The sequence below is a fragment of the Thiomicrorhabdus chilensis DSM 12352 genome (assembly GCF_000483485.1).
GTDB classification, from domain to species: domain Bacteria; phylum Pseudomonadota; class Gammaproteobacteria; order Thiomicrospirales; family Thiomicrospiraceae; genus Thiomicrorhabdus; species Thiomicrorhabdus chilensis.
On sequence record NZ_KI519609.1, the window covers coordinates 1,174,362 to 1,195,695 of the forward strand.

Annotated in this window: 18 protein-coding genes; 9 read left to right on the forward strand and 9 right to left on the reverse strand. The window is 47.9% G+C overall.

Annotated elements, in window-relative coordinates; translation table 11 throughout:
- Nucleotides 1–40 precede the first annotated feature (40 nt).
- The 3 genes from B076_RS0105595 to B076_RS0105605 all read left to right on the forward strand — a co-directional run bounded on the left by B076_RS0105595 (nt 41) and on the right by B076_RS0105605 (nt 4,342).
- Nucleotides 41–2,266, forward strand: a complete 2,226-nt coding sequence (locus tag B076_RS0105595; protein WP_028486451.1) for an NADP-dependent isocitrate dehydrogenase — start codon at nt 41–43, stop codon at nt 2,264–2,266.
- A 118-nt stretch (nt 2,267–2,384) separates the two neighbouring features.
- Nucleotides 2,385–3,755 carry a diguanylate cyclase gene (locus B076_RS12200; RefSeq protein ID WP_051347197.1) on the forward strand — a complete coding sequence of 457 codons (1,371 nt, stop codon included), beginning with the start codon at nt 2,385–2,387 and terminating at the stop codon, nt 3,753–3,755.
- A 143-nt stretch (nt 3,756–3,898) separates the two neighbouring features.
- Nucleotides 3,899–4,342, forward strand: coding sequence for a host attachment protein (locus B076_RS0105605; protein WP_028486452.1), 444 nt, complete (start codon nt 3,899–3,901; stop codon nt 4,340–4,342).
- 77 nt (nt 4,343–4,419) lie between these two features.
- Here B076_RS0105605 and B076_RS0105610 read toward each other — a convergent pair whose 3' ends face one another.
- On the reverse strand, nt 4,420–4,992 hold the full coding sequence (locus B076_RS0105610; protein WP_028486453.1) for a PhnA domain-containing protein: 573 nt from the start codon (nt 4,990–4,992) through the stop codon (nt 4,420–4,422).
- 341 nt (nt 4,993–5,333) lie between these two features.
- On the opposite strand from B076_RS0105610, the gene B076_RS0105615 reads away from it, so the two are divergent.
- The 3 genes from B076_RS0105615 to clpA all read left to right on the forward strand — a co-directional run bounded on the left by B076_RS0105615 (nt 5,334) and on the right by clpA (nt 8,972).
- A complete protein-coding gene (locus tag B076_RS0105615; RefSeq protein WP_028486454.1) occupies nt 5,334–6,182 on the forward strand; it encodes a DnaJ domain-containing protein in 849 nt (282 codons plus the stop codon).
- Between the two features lie 229 nt (nt 6,183–6,411).
- The gene (gene clpS / locus B076_RS0105620; RefSeq protein WP_028486455.1) at nt 6,412–6,729 is read left to right on the forward strand and encodes an ATP-dependent Clp protease adapter ClpS; all 318 of its coding nucleotides are present in this window, start codon (nt 6,412–6,414) and stop codon (nt 6,727–6,729) included.
- A gap of 2 nt (nt 6,730–6,731) precedes the next feature.
- Complete coding sequence (gene clpA / locus B076_RS0105625; RefSeq protein ID WP_028486456.1) at nt 6,732–8,972, forward strand: ATP-dependent Clp protease ATP-binding subunit ClpA; 2,241 nt, start codon at nt 6,732–6,734, stop codon at nt 8,970–8,972.
- 187 nt (nt 8,973–9,159) lie between these two features.
- On the opposite strand, the gene infA is transcribed toward clpA, so the two are convergent.
- The 7 genes from infA to aat form a co-directional block, all read right to left on the reverse strand.
- Complete coding sequence (gene infA, locus B076_RS0105630; RefSeq protein ID WP_028486457.1) at nt 9,160–9,378, reverse strand: translation initiation factor IF-1; 219 nt, start codon at nt 9,376–9,378, stop codon at nt 9,160–9,162.
- Between the two features lie 48 nt (nt 9,379–9,426).
- Nucleotides 9,427–9,723, reverse strand: a complete 297-nt coding sequence (locus B076_RS0105635) for a succinate dehydrogenase assembly factor 2 (protein ID WP_028486458.1) — start codon at nt 9,721–9,723, stop codon at nt 9,427–9,429.
- Entirely contained in the window at nt 9,716–10,414 is a 699-nt protein-coding gene (locus B076_RS0105640; RefSeq protein WP_028486459.1) for a succinate dehydrogenase iron-sulfur subunit, read from the reverse strand. Before B076_RS0105640 ends, B076_RS0105635 begins: the two co-directional genes overlap by 8 nt.
- 56 nt (nt 10,415–10,470) lie before the next feature.
- A complete protein-coding gene (gene sdhA / locus B076_RS0105645) occupies nt 10,471–12,282 on the reverse strand; it encodes a succinate dehydrogenase flavoprotein subunit (RefSeq protein ID WP_051347198.1) in 1,812 nt (603 codons plus the stop codon).
- A gap of 18 nt (nt 12,283–12,300) precedes the next feature.
- On the reverse strand, nt 12,301–12,675 hold the full coding sequence (sdhD, locus tag B076_RS0105650) for a succinate dehydrogenase, hydrophobic membrane anchor protein (protein WP_028486461.1): 375 nt from the start codon (nt 12,673–12,675) through the stop codon (nt 12,301–12,303).
- Nucleotides 12,672–13,064 (reverse strand): hypothetical protein, encoded by a 393-nt coding sequence (locus B076_RS12205; RefSeq protein ID WP_038150442.1) that lies wholly within the window; start codon nt 13,062–13,064, stop codon nt 12,672–12,674. The genes sdhD and B076_RS12205 overlap by 4 nt, the downstream gene beginning before the upstream one ends.
- Before the next feature lie 123 nt (nt 13,065–13,187).
- Nucleotides 13,188–13,958 (reverse strand): leucyl/phenylalanyl-tRNA--protein transferase, encoded by a 771-nt coding sequence (gene aat, locus B076_RS12210; RefSeq protein WP_051347199.1) that lies wholly within the window; start codon nt 13,956–13,958, stop codon nt 13,188–13,190.
- Between the two features lie 140 nt (nt 13,959–14,098).
- Here aat and dnaE point away from each other — a divergent pair, with 140 nt between their 5' ends.
- From dnaE to B076_RS13000, 3 genes are all read left to right on the forward strand, one after another.
- Nucleotides 14,099–17,575 (forward strand): DNA polymerase III subunit alpha, encoded by a 3,477-nt coding sequence (gene dnaE / locus B076_RS0105665; RefSeq protein ID WP_028486462.1) that lies wholly within the window; start codon nt 14,099–14,101, stop codon nt 17,573–17,575.
- A 180-nt stretch (nt 17,576–17,755) separates the two neighbouring features.
- Nucleotides 17,756–20,191 (forward strand): ATP-binding protein, encoded by a 2,436-nt coding sequence (locus tag B076_RS12995; RefSeq protein WP_028486463.1) that lies wholly within the window; start codon nt 17,756–17,758, stop codon nt 20,189–20,191.
- The gene (locus tag B076_RS13000) at nt 20,192–20,440 is read left to right on the forward strand and encodes a response regulator (protein WP_028486464.1); all 249 of its coding nucleotides are present in this window, start codon (nt 20,192–20,194) and stop codon (nt 20,438–20,440) included.
- 32 nt (nt 20,441–20,472) lie between these two features.
- Here the strand turns inward: B076_RS13000 and thpR are convergent, their stop codons facing one another.
- Complete coding sequence (gene thpR, locus B076_RS0105680; RefSeq protein WP_157753520.1) at nt 20,473–21,066, reverse strand: RNA 2',3'-cyclic phosphodiesterase; 594 nt, start codon at nt 21,064–21,066, stop codon at nt 20,473–20,475.
- Nucleotides 21,067–21,334 lie beyond the last annotated feature (268 nt).

Here is a 21,334-nt window from a genome sequence, read left to right on the forward strand (position 1 = left end):
CCAGTTCTCAACGTCGAGGCGAACAACTTCAGGAATTCAGATGACAGAAAAAGCTAAGATTATTTACACCTTAACGGACGAAGCCCCTGCATTAGCCACTTACTCATTTTTGCCGATCGTGCAAGCCTTTACCAATGCTGCCGGTGTGCAGGTGGAAACTCGCGACATCTCCTTGGCGGGACGTATTATCGCCAATCTATCCGAATACCTTCCAGCGGAACAGCAGATGGGCGATGCCTTGGCTGAGTTGGGCGAATTGGCGAAAACCCCTGAAGCCAATATCATTAAGTTGCCGAATATCAGCGCCTCAATACCGCAGCTGAGCGCTGCCATTAAAGAACTGCAGGCACACGGTTATGACTTGCCGGATTACCCTTCTGATCCTCAAACAGAAGAGGAGAAAAAAATTCAGTCACAATACGCCAAGGTTCTGGGATCGGCGGTCAATCCTGTATTGCGTGAAGGAAATTCCGATCGACGCGCGCCGACTTCGGTTAAGAATTTCGCCAAGAAACACCCTCATTCTATGGGCGCCTGGTCCGCCGATTCGAAATCAAGTGTGGTGCATATGTCAGAAGGCGACTTTTACGGTTCGGAAAAGTCGTTAACTGTTGAGAAAGCCTCGGAGTTTAAAATCGAGTTTGTGAATGAACAGGGTCAAACCCAGGAGTTGAAAGGCTATGCTCCGCTTCAAAAGGGTGAGGTTATTGACGCAGCGGTAATGAGTCAAAAAGCGTTGAGAGATTTTCTGGCAAAATCGATTGCTGAAGCTAAAGAGCAAGGTGTTTTATTCTCTTTGCATTTGAAAGCCACGATGATGAAAGTATCCGACCCGATTATCTTCGGCCAGGCGGTGGCCGTGTTTTTTGAAGAGGTGTTCGCCAAACATGCCGACACTTTCGCCGAGCTGGGGGTTAATCCAAATAATGGTTTAGGCGACGTTTACAGTAAGATCGCTGCACTTCCAGCCGAAAAACAGGCCGAAATTGAATCCGATATCAATGCGGTTTTGGCGGCTAAAGCCGATATGGCTATGGTGGATTCCGACAAAGGGATTACGAACCTACATGTGCCGAGTGATGTGATTGTTGATGCTTCTATGCCGGCTATGATTCGCTCATCAGGGAAGATGTGGAATAAAGATGGAAAGCAGCAAGACACCATGGCGGTGATTCCGGATCGCTGTTATGCGGGCGTTTATCAGGAAACCATCAATTTCTGTAAGCATCATGGCGCTTTTGACCCGACTACCATGGGAACCGTTCCCAATGTGGGTTTGATGGCACAAAAAGCCGAAGAGTATGGTTCCCATGACAAAACCTTCCAGATGACTGGGGACGGCACGGTACGCGTAGTAGATGGCGATGGACAGGTTTTGTTGAAACAATCCGTTGAGAATGGCGACATTTTTCGTATGTGTCAGGTTAAAGACGCCCCGATTCAGGACTGGGTAAAGCTCGCCGTTAATCGTGCCCGCGCAACCCAGACGCCGGCGGTGTTCTGGCTTGATACCGAGCGTGCGCACGATCACCAATTGATCGAGAAGGTTAACAAATACTTGTTGGATCATGACCTGACAGGTTTGGAAATTCACATTATGTCGCCGGAAGAGGCCACACGCTTTACCTTACGACATGTCAAAGAAGGAAAGGATGTGATTTCTGTGACCGGTAATGTGTTGCGTGATTACCTGACCGACTTATTTCCGATTTTGGAATTAGGCACTTCGGCCAAAATGCTTTCGATCGTCCCATTGATGAACGGTGGTGGTTTGTTTGAAACCGGCGCCGGGGGTTCGGCACCGAAACACGTCCAGCAGCTTTTGGCCGAAAACCATTTGCGTTGGGATTCCTTGGGCGAGTTTTTGGCTTTGGCGGTCTCTTTGGAGCATCTGGCCACTCAGTTCAATAATCCAAAAGCGCAAGTGCTGGCCAATACGCTCGATAAGGCAACCGGCCTGTTTTTGGAAAACAACAAGTCGCCGTCGCGCAAGGTTGGTGAGTTGGATAACCGAGGTAGTCATTTTTATTTGGCCATGTATTGGGCGCAGGAGCTGGCTAAACAAAACGATGATGGCGACCTGCAAGCCCGGTTTGAAAAGGTTGCAGCGAATTTACTGGCCAATGAGCAAGTCATTACCGATGAACTCAATTCGGTTCAAGGGCATTCAGTTGATATTGGAGGGTACTACCAACCCAATGCGGAATTGGCCTCACAAGTCATGCGTCCGAGTACGACCCTGAATCAGTTGCTGGGGTCTTTGTAAAAACCAATAGCGAATAAAGCGTTAATCTAACTTTAAAGCCAAAACCAGCAGGCCTGTTGGTTTTGGCTTTTGTATTTTGATAGATAATTTCACTTAGCGAGTACAGTGTGGTGGCCCCATGAATATATTGATTGTCGATCCCTCGACCAGTTATCGAAAATTAGTCAGTGAATTACTGAGTAATGAGGATATCCGTATCACGCAGGCGGCTTCCGGAAAAGAGGCTCTGGAATATCTTGGCAAGCACAAGCCAAGTGCCGTCACTTTGGCGCATGAATTGGGTGACATGAACAGCGTCCACTTTTTAAGGCAGGTCAATGCAATTCAGGGCTTGCAAAGCATTCCTAAATTCCTGATTACCTCTAATGCCTCCAAAGAATTTAAACGTGAAGCCTACGATGCCGGCTTTACCGAGATTTTCATCAAGTCTGATTTCAATACCCTAAAACGTGCCATGCACAGTTTGCTGATCTACGCCACCGTCAATATCTCGGCCAAGGTTCTCTATGTTGAAGATACCCAAAGCACCGCCGATTACACGCGATTTATCATGGAGAGCGCCGGTTGGAGTGTCAATCATGTTAAAAGTGGCGAGGCCGCGGCAGAGTGCTTGGAAAAAGAGCGATTTGACTTGGTTGTCACCGATTTAGTACTGGAAGGTGCGCTCAGTGGAATTGGTTTGATCCATTTGATTCGCCATGGTCGGGAAGAGATTCGCAATACCCCGATACTCGCGGTTTCGGGTTGGAACGATCTGTTACGTCAGGTTTATGTCCTCAAACATGGTGCCGGTGATTTCATTGCCAAGCCTTTCCATGAAACCGACTTTCTGGCACGTGCCATCAATCTGATCTTATCCAAGAAACAGTTGGATGAATCCATGGCCTCGCAGAAGGCTTTGCACAGTAAAGCCCATATTGATCATGTTTCCGGGTTGAATAACCGCCATTATCTGGATGAGTTCGGTCACCGGATGGTGCAGAAATCGGTTAATAACAATGAGGCGATCTCGGTATGCATTATCGATATCGACTATTTTAAAAGCATAAACGACAATCATGGCCATTCAGTAGGGGATGGCGTGCTTATGAAATTAGGTGAGTTGATCAAAAACAGCCGACATCCAAGAGATGTGGCGGTGCGTTATGGCGGCGATGAGGTGGTCATGATTATGCCGGACTGCGGCCAGCAGCAGGCTTTGAGCAAGCTAGAGCAGTTGCGTGTTGAAGTTGAAAAGTTGAAGCCGCATGGGCTCGATATTACCGCGACCTTTGGTGTGGCCAGTGTTGACAGGCATCAAGGTTATGATTTGAATGAGTTGCTTGACAGTGCACTTGAGCAGAACCATGGCGCGCTTGATTTCAATGCCTTGTTTGACAATGCCGATCGCTCGCTTTACATGGCTAAAAACGCGGGACGCAACCAGATTTGCATCAATCAAACACTGCTGGATGAAGCCTTTAGCGGGACAGCACCTCCGTCAATTTGATTGTTTTGCGGAATCGATTTTGGTTTTTCAGCCACATGAAAAGTGGGTTTCTTTTTTATTTTATGAGCGTAGAATGAAAAGGTCCCGTTATTCATGAGACCGGATAACAGTTTGATTAATCAAAGTTTTATGGGGTGTTTATTATGAAGCCAGTATGGATTCTTGTTGCCGATAGTAGCCGTGCGCGAATCTTTTCCGCCGAAAACTCTGCTGCAGAGCTGATTGAAATCGAAACCTTATCGCATCCTCAAGCTCGTTTGCACGAGCAGCAATTGGACAGTGACTTGCCTGGCAAGGCAAACGGTACCATGGGGGCTGGAGGGCACAACTATACGGATGAGGTCAGTCCAAAAGAGCAAGAAGAGATAAATTTCTCAAAAACGGTTGCGACCCTTTTATGCGATGAATTAAATCAGAATAAATTCGATAAGTTGTTCGTTATCGCCGCGCCCTCTTTTTTAGGGGATCTGCGTCGTGCCTTTTCAACACGTTTGAGTAAACACCTTGTTTTCAGTTTAGATAAAAATGTGGTCTCTTTGACCCCGCAAGAAATTCGTTCCCACCTACCGCTTTCGTTATCTGTTTAGCATTAACGAAAACAAAAAAACCGCCTAAAGGCGGTTTTTTTGTTTAACTCTATTAGCAGTATTTTACGGCAGTAGAATCAGGCTTTCTTTAGATAGGCCGCAACCAGTACGATCTGAGTGCCATTGACCTTACCTTCAATATGAAGTGGATTGTCGGTGAGGTGGATGTTTTTTACCAAGGTGCCGCGTTTGGCGGTGAATCCCGCTCCTTTTACATCCAAGTCTTTAATCAGGGTGACGTCATCGCCTTCCTGAAGAAGTGTGCCGTTGCTGTCTTTGGTTGGTGGTGTATCATCCTCTTCCTCGGAAACAATCCCCGATTCGGCCCAAGCTTTGGTGTCATCTTCCAAGTACATCATGTCCAATAAGTCCTGTGGCCAACCCTCACTGCGCAGACGATGCAACTGGCGGTAAGCCATTACCTGAACCGCCGCTATGGGAGACCACATGCTGTCGTTTAGACAGCGCCAGTGGTTGGCATCCATGGTTTCCGGGTTTTCAATCTGTTCCTTGCAAGTTTGGCAAACCAGAATGGCGGTGTCCGCAGTGCCGTCACTTGGTGTCACTTCGTATACACTCAGGTTTTCTTCGTTACCGCAAAGTTCGCATTTTGAACCGCTGCGTTCCATTAAGTTCTGTTCAATACTCATGATGTTGTTCCTTACTTTTTGGGTGCGCATATTATCGCTTATTTGCATACACTTTTTGTGAGAATTGTGAATGTTTTCTATGGATGCGGCCTGTAAATATATTAAAAGTCTGTATCTGCGGAGTTCACGGGCTGAAATAAGGTCTAAATATTGGAGGGATTGAGTTTCTAATTTGAATGTTTAAGGTTTACGTACAAGTGCGGAACTTTAAATTACTTAGTCCTCTCTTTTTTTTTATCAGATGACACGTTAAAATGAATTTAAATGCTGGCCTAAAAGGATTGTTTTTGGCTGATTTATTGTTTGATCCTGAATTTCTGGAGTGAGAACCGTCGCACTGAATGGCTAACTTTAACTGTCCATATAATCCAACTGTTGATTACTTTGCCATTTTGGGGGTGCATCAATTAGCATGCCCTAAAACCGTGAAGTTGGCTTACCGTAAATTGGCACGGCGTTATCATCCCGATGTCTCTAAAATCCATGACGCGCAAAAGAAATTTCAGCAAATCGCTGAAGCCTATGAGATTTTGAGTAAATATCGGGACGCTTATTTACATGATTTTCAGCGTCGAAATCGAGCCGTTAACGGTAACAGCCGAACGTCAAAATCCCAGTCGACAAACACTCACCAATCCAAACGATCCCGCAGTACCTCAGAGCGGGATGATAAAGAAAAAAAATCGACCCAGGGTACGCACTCTTTTTATGAAAAAGCCTACCGAAAGCAAAAGCCAATCGACGGAAAAGATCGGGTGATTACCTACCCGTTGACTTTGCGTTATGCGATTCGGTTATTGCGTTTGGGTTCCTTTTATATTCCCGGCCTTAAAGTGAAAATGAAATTCACCCGAGAAGCCTTGATGGGTAAAACCTTTCGTTTGCAGGGTAAGGGCTATAGCGGGCTTTTCGGGGGGAAACCGGGAGATTTTCTGGTGCGCTTTGAAGTCAAGAATGAAAGCATTAACTGGCAACTCAAAGGTGCCGATATTTATGGCACTTTCCATGTAGCCAGTCAATTATTGACCGAAGGAAAATTAATTAAGCTGGAAGCCCCGAGCGGTTCCTTTTCGGTCGAAGTGCCTTCGGATTACGCGGCCGGCCATTTTATTCTGGTTGAAAACATGGGGTTGCCTTCCGATGACTCCTTACAAGCCGGGCATCTGTATGCACGCCTGATTGCCGCTTGAGTCGGTCTGCCCTGAAAAGCCGTTCACTGTGATCGGTGGTTGCCGACCTCATTCTTCTTTTTCCCGTGATTGCTTTCCTTGACGACCTTGAAAACGCTACAATATGGTCCTATGTAAGCTTATAAACCTAATGCTTGTACCAGTTGTGTTTGTTCAGATCAGGTGATATTTCTCTGAACGATGAATCATAAATTACACTTCAATAAATTTTAAGAGATTGTTTTTTGTTATGCCGCACTCCCATGATCACGATGATGGAAATCTTCTTCTGGATACCGCCCGGCCTAAAGTGAAGCCGCCGAAACGCTATCAGGTGGTGTTGTTGAATGACGACTTTACACCGATGGATTTTGTGGTGGAAGTATTGGTGCGATTTTTTGGTATGGATGAAGCAAAAGCAAATGTGGTGATGCTGGCGGTACATCATGAAGGCAAAGGCATTTGCGGAGTGTACAGCCGTGAGGTGGCGGAAATGAAGGTCAATCAAGTAAACCGATATGCGCGCCAGCATCAATATCCGTTAATGTGTCAGTTAGAGGTGGCTTAAGCATGTTAAGTAAAGAATTACAGATGACGTTAAGTAACGCCTTCAGTGTGGCACATGAGTATGAGCATGAGTTTGTAACCCTGGAGCATCTTTTGCTCGAGTTGCTGGGTCTGCCGGAAGTTCAGGAGGCGATTCGAGCCTGTGGAGTCGAAGTCGGGCAAATCGAGGAAGGTTTGGAGAAATTCCTGGAATCTGAGATGGTTAGCCGTAAACCTGACGAGCTCCAGCCTACGATGAGCTTTCAACGAGTCATTGAACGTGCCATTTATTTGGTACAGTCCAACGGTTATCCAGAAGTGACAGGTCTGCATGTTCTGGCATCGATGTTTTCCGAACAGGATTCGCAGGCAGTGTATCTGCTTGAAAGCAATGGCGTCGATCGGGTTGATGTGCTGAGTTACATTTCTCATGGTGTGACCGCATCCGATTCAGAGGGGTATTTGCCGTCTGAAAACGAATCGAATGACGCTGGGGAATCCGCTGATGGAGAAGATAAAAAATCGCCATTAGAGTCATTTACTACCAATTTAAACCAAGCCGTTGAATCGGGTCGAATCGATCCGATCATTGGGCGCCAGTGGGAATTGAACCGCACTTTGGAGGTCTTGAGTCGACGCCGCAAAAACAATCCTCTTTTAGTCGGGGAGCCGGGTGTCGGGAAAACCGCGGTGGCTGAAGGCCTGGCTTATCAAATTGTGCATCATAAGGTGCCGGAACAGCTTGAAAATGCCGTGGTTTACAGTTTGGATATGGGGGCTTTGTTGGCGGGCACGCGTTATCGAGGAGATTTCGAGAAGCGTTTCAAGGCCTTATTGAAGGCTTTGGAAGAACACGATCACGCCATTCTGTTTATCGATGAAATCCACACCATTGTCGGAGCTGGAGCGGTGCAGGGCGGTGCGATGGATGCGTCCAATTTGATGAAACCGGCGTTGTCTTCAGGCAAGTTGCGTTGCATTGGTGCAACCACCTATGAAGAGCACCGAGGCATTTTCGAAAAGGATCGTGCCCTGGCACGTCGTTTCCAGAAGGTGGATGTCAAGGAGCCAAGCAATCAGGAGACGTTTGAAATCCTCAAGGGACTTAAAGACAAGTATGAGTCTCATCACCATGTGAAGTACACTCTGCCTGCCCTTAAGGAAGCGGTGGCCTTGTCGGCGCGTTACATTACCGATCGGCATCTGCCCGACAAGGCGATTGATGTGATTGATGAAGCTGGGGCCAAACAAGCGCTGTTACCCGCCAGCAAACGCAAAAAACAAATCGGGGTGTCCGAAGTGCAGTCGGTGGTGGCGAGCATCGCGCGCATTCCGGTTTCACAGATCACTCAAAAAGAAAAAGACAAATTGCAGGATCTGGGAGAGAACCTCAAACGAGTGGTGTTTGGTCAGGATCACGCAGTGGAACAATTGGCTTCGGCCATTAAATTGGCGCGTTCCGGTTTGAGTGACCCTGATAAGCCGACCGGATCTTTTTTGTTTGCCGGGCCCACCGGGGTCGGTAAAACCGAATTGACCCAGCAGTTGGCCAACCATCTTGGGGTGGAGATGTTGCGTTTTGATATGTCCGAATACATGGAGCGTCATACGGTATCACGTTTGATCGGCGCGCCTCCGGGTTATGTCGGTTATGACCAGGGCGGTCTGTTGACCGAAGCAATCAATAAGCAACCGCACGCGGTGGTATTGCTGGATGAGATCGAAAAGGCTCACCCTGATGTGTTCAACCTGCTTTTGCAGGTGATGGATCACGGCACCTTGACCGACAACAACGGCCGTAAAGCCGATTTCCGGAATGTGATTTTGATTATGACCTCGAATGTGGGCGCGGAACAGATGGCGCGCAGCAGTATGGGCTTTACTGTGCAGGATCATACAATGGATTTTGAAGCGGAGTTGAAAAAGGTGTTTACGCCTGAATTCCGCAACCGCCTTGACGGTGTGATTCAATTCAATCGTCTATCTGAAGAGTCCATGACTTCGGTCGTGAATAAGTTTATTTATGCTTTGGAGCAAACTTTAGCCGACAAGAAGGTGACTCTGAAAGTGACTGACGCCGCCAGACACTGGTTGGCCAAACATGGATATGACCCTTTGATGGGCGCGCGACCGATGAGTCGTTTGATTCAGGAAAAACTGAAACAGCCTTTGGCCGACAAGTTGCTGTTTGGCGATTTGCAGCACGGTGGTGAAGTCGTGATCGACTGTCAGGATGATGAAATTGTTTTGAATACGCCGGAGTAAATCGCTTCCTTAATATTGTGCGCTGATTGTGCATCAGGATGTAAAAAACCACTTAAGTTTGCAAACTTAAGTGGTTTTTTTATGGCTTGATAGTGTTGGGTTACACTCTGCTTCAGGCGTTTTGTTACGGCAAGTTTCGCTCGCTATCGTGCGCTTTTGACCAGCCGTTAGACTTGCTGACTTAGTTTTACTTACCGCGGTAAGTGATTCGACCTTTGGTCAAGTCGTAAGGAGTTAATTCGACTTTTACAGGGTCTCCTGCAAGAATTCGGATGTAGTTTTTGCGCATGCGTCCGGAGATGTGGGCCAGGATCTGATGCCCGTTTTCCAATTCAACTCGGAACATGGTATTCGGTAAAGTTTCAATCACTACACCATCAAATTCAATAACGTCTTGTTTTGCCATAAGTCTCGGTCAATCCCTAGAATAAAAATTTGCGCGGATTATAACAATTTATTGATTTACAATCAAATAATTGTTGCGAATGGCCTGGATCAGCGCGCGGTATTCTGGTCGTGTAGGGTCTTGTGGATTGTCTGAATCGTGCGGATTTAGAAGCCATGCAAACAAATGTTGGTCGGATTCTTTAAGAAAAAACTCAAAAAGCTGTTTTTGCGAGGCCGGGGCCTGCATCAGAGAAGGCGCATAGGCGCTTAATAGCAGTTCGGTTTCGAGGTTGCCGCGTTTGCACAAAAATAAAATGCGATTTAACCAGGCCTGCTCGTTTTCAAGTGGGCGTTTTTCAGTCATGGCTAAGGATCCTGGCTTTAAGCGATTGGATGGCTCGACTCGGATTAAGGCCTTTAGGACAAGCGGCAGTGCAGTTTTGTATGTGTCGACAACGAAAGGTTTTCATCGGGTCGTCCAGTGATTTGAGGCGCTCGATCGGCATGATGTCTCTGGAATCCACTACAAAACGCTGTGCGGCGAGCAAGGCTGCCGGTCCCAAAAACTGGTCTGGATTCCACCAGAAGGAAGGGCAGCTGGTACTGCAACAGCCGCAAAGAATGCATTCATAGGAGCCGTCGAGCTCGCTTCTTTGTTGAGGTGTTTGCAGATGCTCCCGATCAGGGTTGAGAGAGGTGGCCTGTAAAAAGGGATCGATCTCTTTATAGTGTTGATAGAACAGGCTCATATCAATAATCAGGTCTTTGATAATGGGCAGGCCTGGTAAGGGTTTTATTTTCACCGGAGTGCTCAGGGAAGATAGTGGGGTAATGCAGCTCAAATGGTTTTGACCGTTTACGTTCATGCCGTCCGATCCACAAACACCTTCCTGGCATGACGAACGGAAACTCAATCCGGGGTCCAGCTCGCGTATTTTTTGCAAGGCGTTGAGCAGCATCATGTCTGCGGTGATCTCCGCATCAGGCAGATGGTAATGTTGATCATACGGTTCGCTGTCGGTTTCCGGATTGTAACGACTGATGATGAATTCCATACTGCTCTCCAATGTATCTGGCTGCAAACATTTGTTAAATCGAAGTTTAAAAAGGGTTAATAGACTCGGGCTTTGGGTGTAAAGGGCGCGTGCTGATTGGGTGAAAGATTGACGGATTTGTAAACCAGTCGATCTCCAGCCGAGAAATACAGACTGTGTTTCAGCCAGTGAGTATCATCGCGTTGTTGGAAGTCGATGCGGGAGTGCGCCCCCCGACTTTCGGTTCTTGCCAAGGCGCTATGCACCGTTGCTTTGGCGATCGCCATGAGGTTTTCCAGTTCGTAAGCAGCCAATCTTTCCAGGTTGAAAACCTTACCATGATCCCGAAGGTTCACCTGCTGCAGTGATGTTTCAAGTTGTTCGAGTTCCTGCAATGCGTGTTGCATAGACTGTTGATTGCGGAAGACACCGCAGCCTCTTTCCATGCTGCGTTGCATCTTCTGCTTCAAACTATGTAAGTTTTCTTCTTGATATGACGTTTTGCTTTGCCAGCGCTGGATCCGCTTTCGCACTCCCGATAATTCAAGGTCGTCAAGTGATAGGTTGTTCAAGTTAGGTTGTCCTTGTTCTGTCTGTAGCTGCTGACTGATTGTTTTGGCGGCCTGACGTCCAAATACCAGGATGTCCAGCAGGGAGTTGCCGCCCAGACGGTTCGCGCCATGTACCGATACACAGGCGCATTCACCCACGGCAAATAAGCCTTTCACCGGAGTTTGTTTTCCTTGGGAATCTGGACACACGACTTGTCCGTTGAGGTTGGTGGGAATGCCGCCCATCATATAGTGGCAGGTAGGGAAAGTCGGAATCGGCTGTTCAACAGGGTCGACACCAAGAAAGGTCAGACTGATGTCGCGTATCCCGGGCAGACGTTGTTTAATGGTGTCGGTATCCAGGTGGGTCAAGTCTAATAAGACAAAATCACCTTCCGGTCCGCAACCGCGTCCTTGCTGAACTTCGGTGGCAATCGCCCTGGCGACCACGTCGCGTGAAGCCAAGTCCTTGACCTTGGGCGCATAGTTCTGCATAAACGGCTCGCCAAGCGCGTTGCGCAACACTCCACCTTCTCCGCGAGCCGCCTCGGAGATCAGCATGCCTTTTCCGGCCACGCCTGTGGGATGAAATTGCCAGAACTCCATGTCTTGCAAAGGCAGGCCGGCCCGCAACACCATGCCCAGTCCGTCGCCGGTATTGATGCTGGCGTTGGTGTTGTTGCGGAAAATCTGCCCGGCGCCACCAGTCGCCAAGAGTATGTGCCTGCTCTGTAAAATCGAATACTCGCCGTTGTGGATGTTCATGACCATCAAGCCGGCGACTTCACCCTGTTGGTCAAAGATCAAGTCGAGCGCATAATATTCTTCATAAATGGTTGTGCCTAAGCGAATGTTTTGCTGGTAAAGGGAGTGCAGGATGGCATGGCCGGTACGATCCGCCGCCGCACAGGTTCGATAGGCCTGTTGTTCTCCGAAGTTTTGGCTCTGGCCTCCAAAGGCGCGTTGATAGATTTTGCCGTTTTCAAGGCGTGAAAAAGGCACGCCAAAATGATCCAGTTCGCGTACGATTTCGGAGGCCTGTTGGCACATGAACTCAATTGCGTCTTGATCTCCAAGGTAATCGCTGCCTTTGATGGTGTCGTACATGTGCCAGGACCAGTCGTCACTCGTCACATTGCCAAGGGCGGCATTGATACCGCCTTGTGCCGCTACCGTATGAGAGCGGGTTGGAAACACCTTGGAGATCATCGCCACCCGGTGTCCCTCTTGGGTTAAGGCGAGCGCGGCACGCATGCCGGCTCCACCTGCACCGACCACTAGAACCTCATAGGACTCTGTTTTGAATTTTGGGGCGTCTATATTGGGGGTGGTAGACATGACGACAATTCCTCGGTTTTAAAAGGACTCAAAAGGAGTCATGACCATGACGATCAGCACAACCAGGTCGAAAATGATAAAAATCAACAGCCAGTGTAAGGCTGCCAGCCATAAGGGCGTGTTTGTGAGGGGGGTATAGTCCAGCAAAATGTCGCGCAGGCCGACCCAGCTGTGAATCAACATCAATATTAGGGCGAGCAGATTTGGCAGTAAATAAAATGGCTGCATCAGAGTATCTAAGAGGTCCTGTAGCGATGTGTGAGAGGGTTGGAAAAGGGTCGCTGCAGCTAGAAATGGAATATAGATCAACAAGTAATAGGCGCTGATACGCTGCCAGTTGTGTGCGTGTTTGCCGCTTAATTTATTTGGGTTGAGGAGCCTTGAAAATTTCATAATGACCAGGCCTGCTTGATTATGAATAAAGAAGCCAATCCCCAAATAAGCAGTAAAGCCACACTGACTTTGTGATGATTGATGGTCGAATAAAGTGGATGATCCGCAAAATGTTCGGCCAGTAAGTGACGTAATCCACTGAGCCAGTGGTAGCTCAAGCTGATCCAGAAAATGCTGTTAAGGCAATGAATGATGCAATGTTGTTGTAGGTCGGCCAGACTGACCCTTTCATGAAAAACCAGTAGATTAAACAGGGCAAGGTAGCCGATTAGGCTGATAAACAGAATCAGACCGGTGAGTCGATGTGCCGCGGATAACCAAGCATTCAGAGGGAAGCGGAACTTCCACAGACTTAGAAATACAGGTCGTTTGCCTGGGTGTTGGTACATGAAACCCCTTCCTTATTGAGATTAAGAGAATCACCGTTTGAAATTCTATTCTACTGCAATTTTGGCAAACAATCAGGTAGTGGTTTCGATTAGGTGGAAACGGGTCAATAATGCAAAAAACATTCAGGAATCGCTCAGGGCGTTTTGGAAGTGGCTGTGCTCGATAGCGGCTTGAAACCAGTCGATTTCAAGCTGCCATTTGTGGGGTGGAAAAGGCTGTTGAATCTGTTGTTGCAGCAAGGATTCGAAGACTTGTCGGGAAACCATGCTGGCTCCCATGCTTTTCAAATGGGCGGTTTCCACCTGGGTGTCGATGAGACTGAAACCCCAGACTTTGAGTTGCATTGACAGGGCGACCAGTGCGATCTTGGAGGCGTCATTGATTTTTGAGAACATGGATTCACCAAAAAACATTTTTCCAATGGCCACACCATATAAGCCTCCGACCAGTTCGTCTTGCCACCAAACTTCAACGGAGTGCGCATGACCTGCCTGGTGAAGTTGATTGTAAGCCGAAAGCATGTCGTCAGTGATCCAGGTTCCGGCCTGATCTTTACGTTCAATTTGAGCACAGTGTTGCATCACCTCGATAAAACTTTGATCAAGTGTGACCTTTAACTGGTGGGATTCGCACATTTTACGTAGGCTTTTACGCAGACTGCGACGGATTTTCAGGTCATCGATCAATAAGACGCTACGTGGATTCGGACTCCACCACAGAATTGGTTCATCCGGGTTGAACCAGGGAAAAATCCCTTTCGAATAGGCCTGTAAAAGCCATTCTTGGGTGAGTGCGCCACCGATTGCGAGCAGGCCGTCCGGTTCATCTAAAGCCAGATTGGTGGGAGGGAAAGTAACGGGTTTGGGGTCGAGCCAGAAGGGCGTTTTGTTCATCTTGCAATTATATCGCTGCGTAGTCTTAAACGGTGGTCAAACATTATTTTATAGAATCTTTTTCCCCACCTTATCCGGGGGAACCGTTAGAATAACACAATTCAATTAATTACAATTTGATTCAGTTCACACACTACCTTATGACTTCATTTGTTCACTTGCACGTTCACTCCGAATATTCCGTTATCGACAGCACCCTGGGTGTCAAACCCATGGTGGGCTTTGCAAAAGCGGATGCCCAACCCGCCTTGGCGCTGACTGACCAATCCAATCTGTTTGCTTTGGTTAAGTTCTACAGTGCGGCCATCGGCGCGGGAATCAAACCGATCATTGGCTCGGAAGTCTTGTTGGAAGACGAGGATGGCGCGGTTTTTAAGTGCGTTTTGTTGTGTCAGGATGAACAGGGCTATTTAAATCTTTCCCATTTGATTTCATTGGGTTACTTAAAAAACCAGAAGTTGTTTCAAAACAATATGGTGTCGTTAATTAAACGAGAATGGCTGGCGGAATTCAATGCCGGTTTGATTGTGCTTTCAGGTGGGCGCGAAGGGGATGTAGGCAGCGCCATTCTGGCCGAGAAGCCCAACTTGGTGGCAAGCCGCATGAGTTGGTGGCAAACGTATTTTCCACAACGCTTTTATCTGGAATTGATGCGTACCGGCCGTCCCGGTGAAGAGGCTTATATAGTGGGCGCTGTGGAAGCAGCGCAGAGATACGATGTCCCGGTGGTGGCCACTAATGATGTGCGCTTTGCCAAAGCCGAGGACTTTGAGGCGCATGAAGTGCGTGTCTGTATTCATGACGGTTATGTGCTGGAGGATCCCAATCGCCCTAAACGCTATTCTGATGAACAGTATTTCAGAACGGCTGAAGAGATGGTGGCCTTATTTGACGATTTGCCTGAGGCGATTGAGAACAGCCTTGAGATCGCTAAACGTTGCTCATTGGATTTAACTTTGGGAACCTATTTCCTACCCGATTTTCCGGTTCCGGAAGGCATGACCATGGATGAGTTTTTTGTGCAGGAAAGCCACAAGGGACTGGAAGAACGTCTGCAGTTTCTGTTTGGCCATCTGGACAGCGCAGCCTATGAGCAGAAAAAAAGCGAATACTATGACCGCATTGAGTTTGAACTCAATATCATTTTGCAGATGGGATTTCCTGGCTACTTTCTGATCGTTGCCGACTTTATCCAGTGGGGTAAAAATCAGCAGATTCCGGTTGGGCCGGGACGTGGTTCGGGGGCGGGCTCCTTGGTGGCTTATGCATTGAAAATCACCGATCTGGATCCGATTCAATACGATTTGCTGTTCGAACGATTCCTGAACCCGGAACGTGTTTCCATGCCCGATTTCGATGTCGATTTCTGTATGGATCGACGTGACGAAGTGATTGACTATGTGTCCCGCCATTATGGGCGCGATCATGTGTCGCAGATTGTGACTTTTGGAACCATGGCCGCCAAGGCGGTGGTGCGTGACGTGGGGCGTGTTCTGGGCTTGGGTTACGGGGTGGTCGACGGCATTGCCAAATTGATTCCGAATGAACTCGGCATCAAACTCAAGGATGCGATCGAAAAAGAGGAAGATCTACAAGCCAAACGGGACAACGATGAGGATGCCGCCCAGCTTTTGGAGTTGGCCTTAAAGCTTGAGGGAACCGTGCGTAACACGGGTAAACATGCCGGAGGGGTGGTGATCGGTCCAAAACCTTTGGATCACTTTTGCCCGGTTTTATGCGAGCCCGATGGCAGCAGCGTGGTCACGCAGTTGGACAAAAACGATGTGGAAACGGCAGGCCTGGTCAAATTCGACTTTTTAGGTCTGCGAACCTTGACCATTATCGACTGGGCTTTGCAGTCCATCAATCATAATAAACAACCAGGGGAGACCGGTTTTGTCGATATCTCCCGTATTCCGCTGGATGATGTTCAAACCTTTGATTTGATTAAAACCGGTAAGACGACCGGGGTGTTTCAGCTTGAATCCAACGGCATGCAAAACCTGATTGTCCGTCTGCGTCCCGACTGCTTTGAAGATATTATCGCCTTGGTCGCCTTATTCCGTCCCGGACCACTGGAATCGGGCATGGTCGACAACTTCATCGCCCGTAAGCACGGTAAGGAAAAGGTCTCCTATCCGGATGCGCAATACCAGCATGATTCCTTGCAGCCGATTCTGGAGCCCACGTATGGGGTCATTCTGTATCAGGAACAGGTCATGCAGATTGCTCAGGTATTGGCCGGTTATACACTGGGGGGCGCCGACATGCTGCGCCGAGCCATGGGTAAAAAGAAACCGGAAGAGATGGCCAAACAGCGCTCTATCTTTAAGGACGGGGCGATCAGCATTGGGGTCGACGGCGACTTGGCAATGAAAATCTTTGACTTGGTGGAGAAGTTTGCCGGTTACGGTTTCAACAAATCCCACTCGGCCGCTTATGCTTTGGTTTCCTATCAGTCGGCCTGGTTGAAAACCCACTATCCGGCTGAGTTCATGGCCGCACAGATCTCATCCGATATGGATAACACCGACAAGGTGGTGCACATGGTCAACGAATGTTATGCAATGGGCTTGGAGGTGTTGTCGCCTAATATCAATACCGGGCAAGTGCACTTTAAACCTTATGGTGAACGGACGGTCAATTATGGTCTGGGCGCAATCAAGGGGGTCGGTGAAGCTGCACTGGAAGGCATGATTGAAGAGCGTCAGGCAAACGGAGACTTTAAGGATTTGTTTGATTTCTGCTTGCGGGTTGGAAAAAAAGTCAACCGCCGAATGCTGGAAGCCTTGATCCGTTGCGGCGCCTTGGATTGTTTGCACGACAATCGCCATGCCATGCTTGAGAGTGTTCCGATGGCTTTGAAACAGGCCGAGCAGCAACAGAAGAATGTCGATTTAGGGCAGCACGATCTGTTCGGCGAGGTGCTTTCGGTTGAGGAAACCGGTGGAACCCAATTGCTGGATGTGGCGGAGATGCCTGAAAAGTTGAAATTACGCGGTGAGAAGGAAACTCTGGGATTATATGTCAGTGGTCATCCTATCGATATTTATCGCCAGGAGCTTGATCAGCTGGTAGGGAGTTCTTTAAGCAGTCTGCGACCCGAGAAATGGCAAAAAAAATGGGCCGCCGGATTGGTGGTGAGTTTGCGGGCTAAAATCACCAAACGGGGTGATCGTATGGGCTTTATGGCGATTGACGATAAAACCGCGCGCCTGGAGGTCGTTATGCGTCCTGCTGTCTATGAAACGATCAAGGATCACATCAAAGAAGACATGGTGGTGATGATTTATGGCGAGGTCAGCGAAGACACCTTCAATGGCGGCATCAAGCTCGATGCCGAGCAGGTGGTGAGTCTGGCGGAAGCCCGAGTCGAAAAGGCGCGTGCCTTGAAGTTGCATGTCGATCAAAATAGCGGACACCCTCAAAAAGTCAGCGAGTTGAAGGTGCTTTTAGGGGGCTACCAATCCGAAAAAGGGTTGCCGGTGGTGATTGATTATCACAATGAATTGGCACATGCGCAGATGAAAACCCCGGAAGGCATTCATTATTTCCCGGACGATGAGCTTATTGAAGTGCTTAAGGCTCAAGGGTGGCAGCCGGAAGTGGTGCTCTAACGTATCTGTTTCGAGCTGAGTTTCGCTTAATTTTTTACTGTCTGAGGTGCGGCTATTACTTTTGCTATTCTCCCGATTGAATTTTTTAGTCATAAAGCGCTAAATGATTGCCATAATCAATGGCATAATGCTTTGAAATTATAAGAATTTGCTAATACCAAAAAGCCGAAGGAGGTTTTTTTGATTTCGGCACTGTCCTCCAAGTATCCAAGTAACCATACCTTGTTAAAAACCCCCGTTGTGGTTTCGCTTGCCACTCTATTGATGCTGGTGGTTTTTAGTGTGCCCTTAATTTTGTTTTTGAACCAATACCATGCCGATTTAGTGACCGAAGATTTCATTAAGCAGGAAAGCCGGGTTCTGAATGAGCAGATCAAACAGAAGATGGATATCGGCGATACCATCGCTTTATCCTTCGCCAGAAATTCCCGCATCCGCGACGCTTTACTGTTAGAAGAACGCCTTCCGATTATTCAAGAAGTGTCTGGTGTGAACCGCCTGTTTGCCGAGAACACTCGATTTCAGAATGTGCAGCTTCACGTGATGACGGCGGATGGGCGCTCGCTGGTAAAAACCTTTAATTTGGACAGTTACAGCCAGAACCTGACGATGCATGATTTGGTCAAGAAGGCTGTGATGACCGGTAAGGCGGCATCCGGTATCAATATCGGTGGTGCGGCCAGCCATTTTCGCGTCATTAATATCCAGCCTATATATGCTTTGGATGATCCGGGTGAGGTAATCGGTTTTATTGGTGTTTCCCAAGGACTGCGTTCGATCATCGAGTCCTTTGCTACCCATAAAGTGAATTACGCTTTGTTTTCTCCTTTGCTGAACTCCAGCGAAACGTCCTCCGATCTGGGCAGCAGAACCTTTACGATTGGCAAAGCCCCTTATTTCGCCAACAATTCTCTGTCCAGTATTCAATTTCAGGAAGCCGATGTGCTTGATGAAGTTTTGCACCTGATTGATGGGAAGTTAATTTATACCCAGCCGATTGTGGATCAGGAAAAACAACTTCTGGCGGTACATGCGGTTTCGATTCCGTTAACCACTTTCGATGAAAAAGTCTGGGAACGTAATGTCGAAGCGCTCTACATCCTGTTGGCGATATTGCTCAGTACCTTGACGGTATCAGGCTTGCTCCTGCTGGTCATCAAGCGTAGTGTGATCAAGCCACTGTCGGTTTTTGAGGCGACCATCAGGCAGATTATTTCCAGTAAGCAGTATAAAACACCGGTTGAAATTCATACCGAGGATGAAATCGGACGGCTCTCCCACCAGTTTAATCTATTGCTGCAACAAATCGCGGAACTGATCCACTCGTTAAAATATCAGCAAGAGGCGATTGACAGCTCCTTAATTGTCTCCAAAACCGACTTGGATGGCACCATTACCTATGTGAACCAGCAATTTGAGAAAATCAGTGGTTACTCTGCCAAAGAGCTGGTTGGTCAGCCGCATAGTATTGTTCGTCATCCGGATATGCCTAAAGAGGTATTTGCCGACCTTTGGGGAACCATTAAAAGCAATCGTGTCTGGAAGGGGCAGATCAAAAACTTGAGAAAAGACGGCAAACCTTATTACGTCACCACCCATATTTTACCAATCGTGAATCAGCAGGGGGTTGTGATTGAGTACATGTCCATTCGCGAAGACATCACTGAAATCGTTGAACTCAAAGAGTCGCTTGAAGCGGCCAAGGAGATGGCGGAAAAAGCCAATCAGGCCAAATCTCAATTCCTTTCCAGTATGAGTCACGAATTGAGAACGCCGTTGAATGCGATCATAGGCTTTTCGCAATTGCTTGAGTTTTCGGATTTAACTGACAAACAGTATTCGCAGTTGGGCAATATTTCACGCAGCGGGCGACACCTGCTTCATCTGATCAACGATATTTTGGAACTTTCAAAAGTGGAGTCGGGGAGTCTGGAGATCAGTTTGGAAGAGGTGTATTTGAGCGAGTTGGTGGAAGATGCACTCAATATGGTGGAGGCTTTGGCGCGCCAACGTGGCATTTTGATTCACTGTCCAACTAAAGAGCAATTGGATTGTTGCATTCGAGTAGATTACACCCGCATCAAGCAAGTGTTACTCAACTTTTTGAGCAATGCCATTAAATATAACCGGGATGGCGGGCAGGTGTGGGTCTTTGCCGAAACATACAACTCGGAAGAGTGCTTGTGGATGCGTCTGCATGTCAAGGATACCGGATTCGGAATCAGTCAATCGGACCAAGAGAATCTATTTGAACCCTTTAACCGCTTGGGGCATGAGAATTCCAATATCGAAGGCACCGGGATTGGCTTGAGCATCGCCAAGGATCTGGTCGAAAAAATGGGCGGTCATCTTGGGGTTGAAAGTACTGAGGGTGAGGGCTCTGATTTCTGGTTCAGTTTTCCGGTTTGCAAACAGGGTTCGGGTCCGGAATCGACACCAAAGACCCTGGAAGTCGATCACTCTGTGGCGTTGAAGGAAACGCACGGACCGCAAGCTGTGAAGCGTGTTTTGTATATTGAGGACAACCCTTCAAATCGGGGGTTAATGCAAGACATTGTCTCTACCGTAGAGGGGGTGGAGTTGAGTTTGGCACCCGATGCCGAGCAGGGGCTATAGATGGCTGAAACGCTTTTGCCAGACGTGATGTTTATCGACATCAATTTACCGGGTATGAATGGTGACGAATTATTGCCGATCTTAAAGCGTTCGGTCGCGTTGCAGAAAAAGGGAACGGTTTTTTATGCGCTGACGGCCAATGCCATGATGCTGGATGTTGAGAGAGGGAAACGGGTAGGGTTTGATGATTATCTGACCAAGCCGATCAACATTAAAGAGATCATTGCCATTTTGGCCGGTTCTCGTTGATGTGAGCCTAAAATGGACAGGCCTGGCCGTTTTTAGGATGGATTGATGACACCGTCATCATAGCGTTCCAGCCATTTGTGTTGCAATGCCTTATAGACAGGAGCAGCGTCGGTCAATTGGCTTTCATAAAGCGTCAGATGATCAACGGTCAGCCACAGATCTTGAAGGTGTTTCAGTTCGTCCGGGATTTGAATGCGATCGGCCTCAAGTTGTTTGGGGATTCGTCCCAAGCTGATATGGGGGCGAAATGCCTGTTTGGATGTGTGAAGGCCAAACGCTTTCAGCTGGGACTCTATTTCCCGCACCAGGTATTGAAGCAATAGTGTTGAATCCAGGGATGCCACTAGGCTATGAGGGTGTGTGGCGCTTGGAAAAGGGCGAATCGCGAGAATTTCGGCCTCGAAATGACTCATGCCTTCAGAGAACCAGAGTGGCATCGATTGGGCGACCGCTTTTACCTTGTCGGCATCCAGCTTTCCACCCAGAAAATGCAGGGTCAGATGGTAGTTTTCAGGTGGAAACCAGATGATTTGTTGCCCCCAGTCAGTCTGGCGAAGCTGATCAACCTGTTGGCTTAGCACCTGTGTGGTCTGTTGGTCAACGGGAAGAGCGATAAAGGCGCGCATGATTTCAATCCTTGGATAAGTGAGATCTTGCAAGATTGCGATAAACCAGTGGTTCAACAATATTGACCTCAGTCTGTTATAAGGTCAAATTATTTAGCATTGTAAATAGGGCCTTGAATTGTGTTAAAAGACGGCATGCTATAAGTTTTTATTATAATAAAATAATGACCTGATGCTTTAACTTTAGCCTACGGCAAGGTAAACTTCTTCGTCATTAATGCTTTAATAAGCACATCCTGATTCCCAGTGAACAATATCGAGTAAAAAT

Bases quoted from the DNA above. Each gene is read 5' to 3' on its own strand.
- B076_RS12200 (WP_051347197.1), top strand. From the start codon at position 2,385: ATGAATATATTGATTGTCGATCCCTCGACCAGTTATCGAAAATTAGTC.
- dnaE (WP_028486462.1), top strand. From the start codon at position 14,099: ATGACTTCATTTGTTCACTTGCACGTTCACTCCGAATATTCCGTTATC.
- B076_RS0105635 (WP_028486458.1), bottom strand. From the start codon at position 9,723: ATGACTGAAAAACGCCCACTTGAAAACGAGCAGGCCTGGTTAAATCGC.
- B076_RS13000 (WP_028486464.1), top strand. From the start codon at position 20,192: ATGGCTGAAACGCTTTTGCCAGACGTGATGTTTATCGACATCAATTTA.
- infA (WP_028486457.1), bottom strand. From the start codon at position 9,378: ATGGCAAAACAAGACGTTATTGAATTTGATGGTGTAGTGATTGAAACT.
- B076_RS0105640 (WP_028486459.1), bottom strand. From the start codon at position 10,414: ATGGAATTCATCATCAGTCGTTACAATCCGGAAACCGACAGCGAACCG.
- sdhA (WP_051347198.1), bottom strand. From the start codon at position 12,282: ATGTCTACCACCCCCAATATAGACGCCCCAAAATTCAAAACAGAGTCC.
- clpA (WP_028486456.1), top strand. From the start codon at position 6,732: ATGTTAAGTAAAGAATTACAGATGACGTTAAGTAACGCCTTCAGTGTG.
- B076_RS0105615 (WP_028486454.1), top strand. From the start codon at position 5,334: ATGGCTAACTTTAACTGTCCATATAATCCAACTGTTGATTACTTTGCC.
- clpS (WP_028486455.1), top strand. From the start codon at position 6,412: ATGCCGCACTCCCATGATCACGATGATGGAAATCTTCTTCTGGATACC.
- B076_RS12205 (WP_038150442.1), bottom strand. From the start codon at position 13,064: ATGTACCAACACCCAGGCAAACGACCTGTATTTCTAAGTCTGTGGAAG.
- B076_RS0105610 (WP_028486453.1), bottom strand. From the start codon at position 4,992: ATGAGTATTGAACAGAACTTAATGGAACGCAGCGGTTCAAAATGCGAA.
- sdhD (WP_028486461.1), bottom strand. From the start codon at position 12,675: ATGAAATTTTCAAGGCTCCTCAACCCAAATAAATTAAGCGGCAAACAC.
- aat (WP_051347199.1), bottom strand. From the start codon at position 13,958: ATGAACAAAACGCCCTTCTGGCTCGACCCCAAACCCGTTACTTTCCCT.
- B076_RS0105595 (WP_028486451.1), top strand. From the start codon at position 41: ATGACAGAAAAAGCTAAGATTATTTACACCTTAACGGACGAAGCCCCT.
- thpR (WP_157753520.1), bottom strand. From the start codon at position 21,066: ATGCGCGCCTTTATCGCTCTTCCCGTTGACCAACAGACCACACAGGTG.
- B076_RS0105605 (WP_028486452.1), top strand. From the start codon at position 3,899: ATGAAGCCAGTATGGATTCTTGTTGCCGATAGTAGCCGTGCGCGAATC.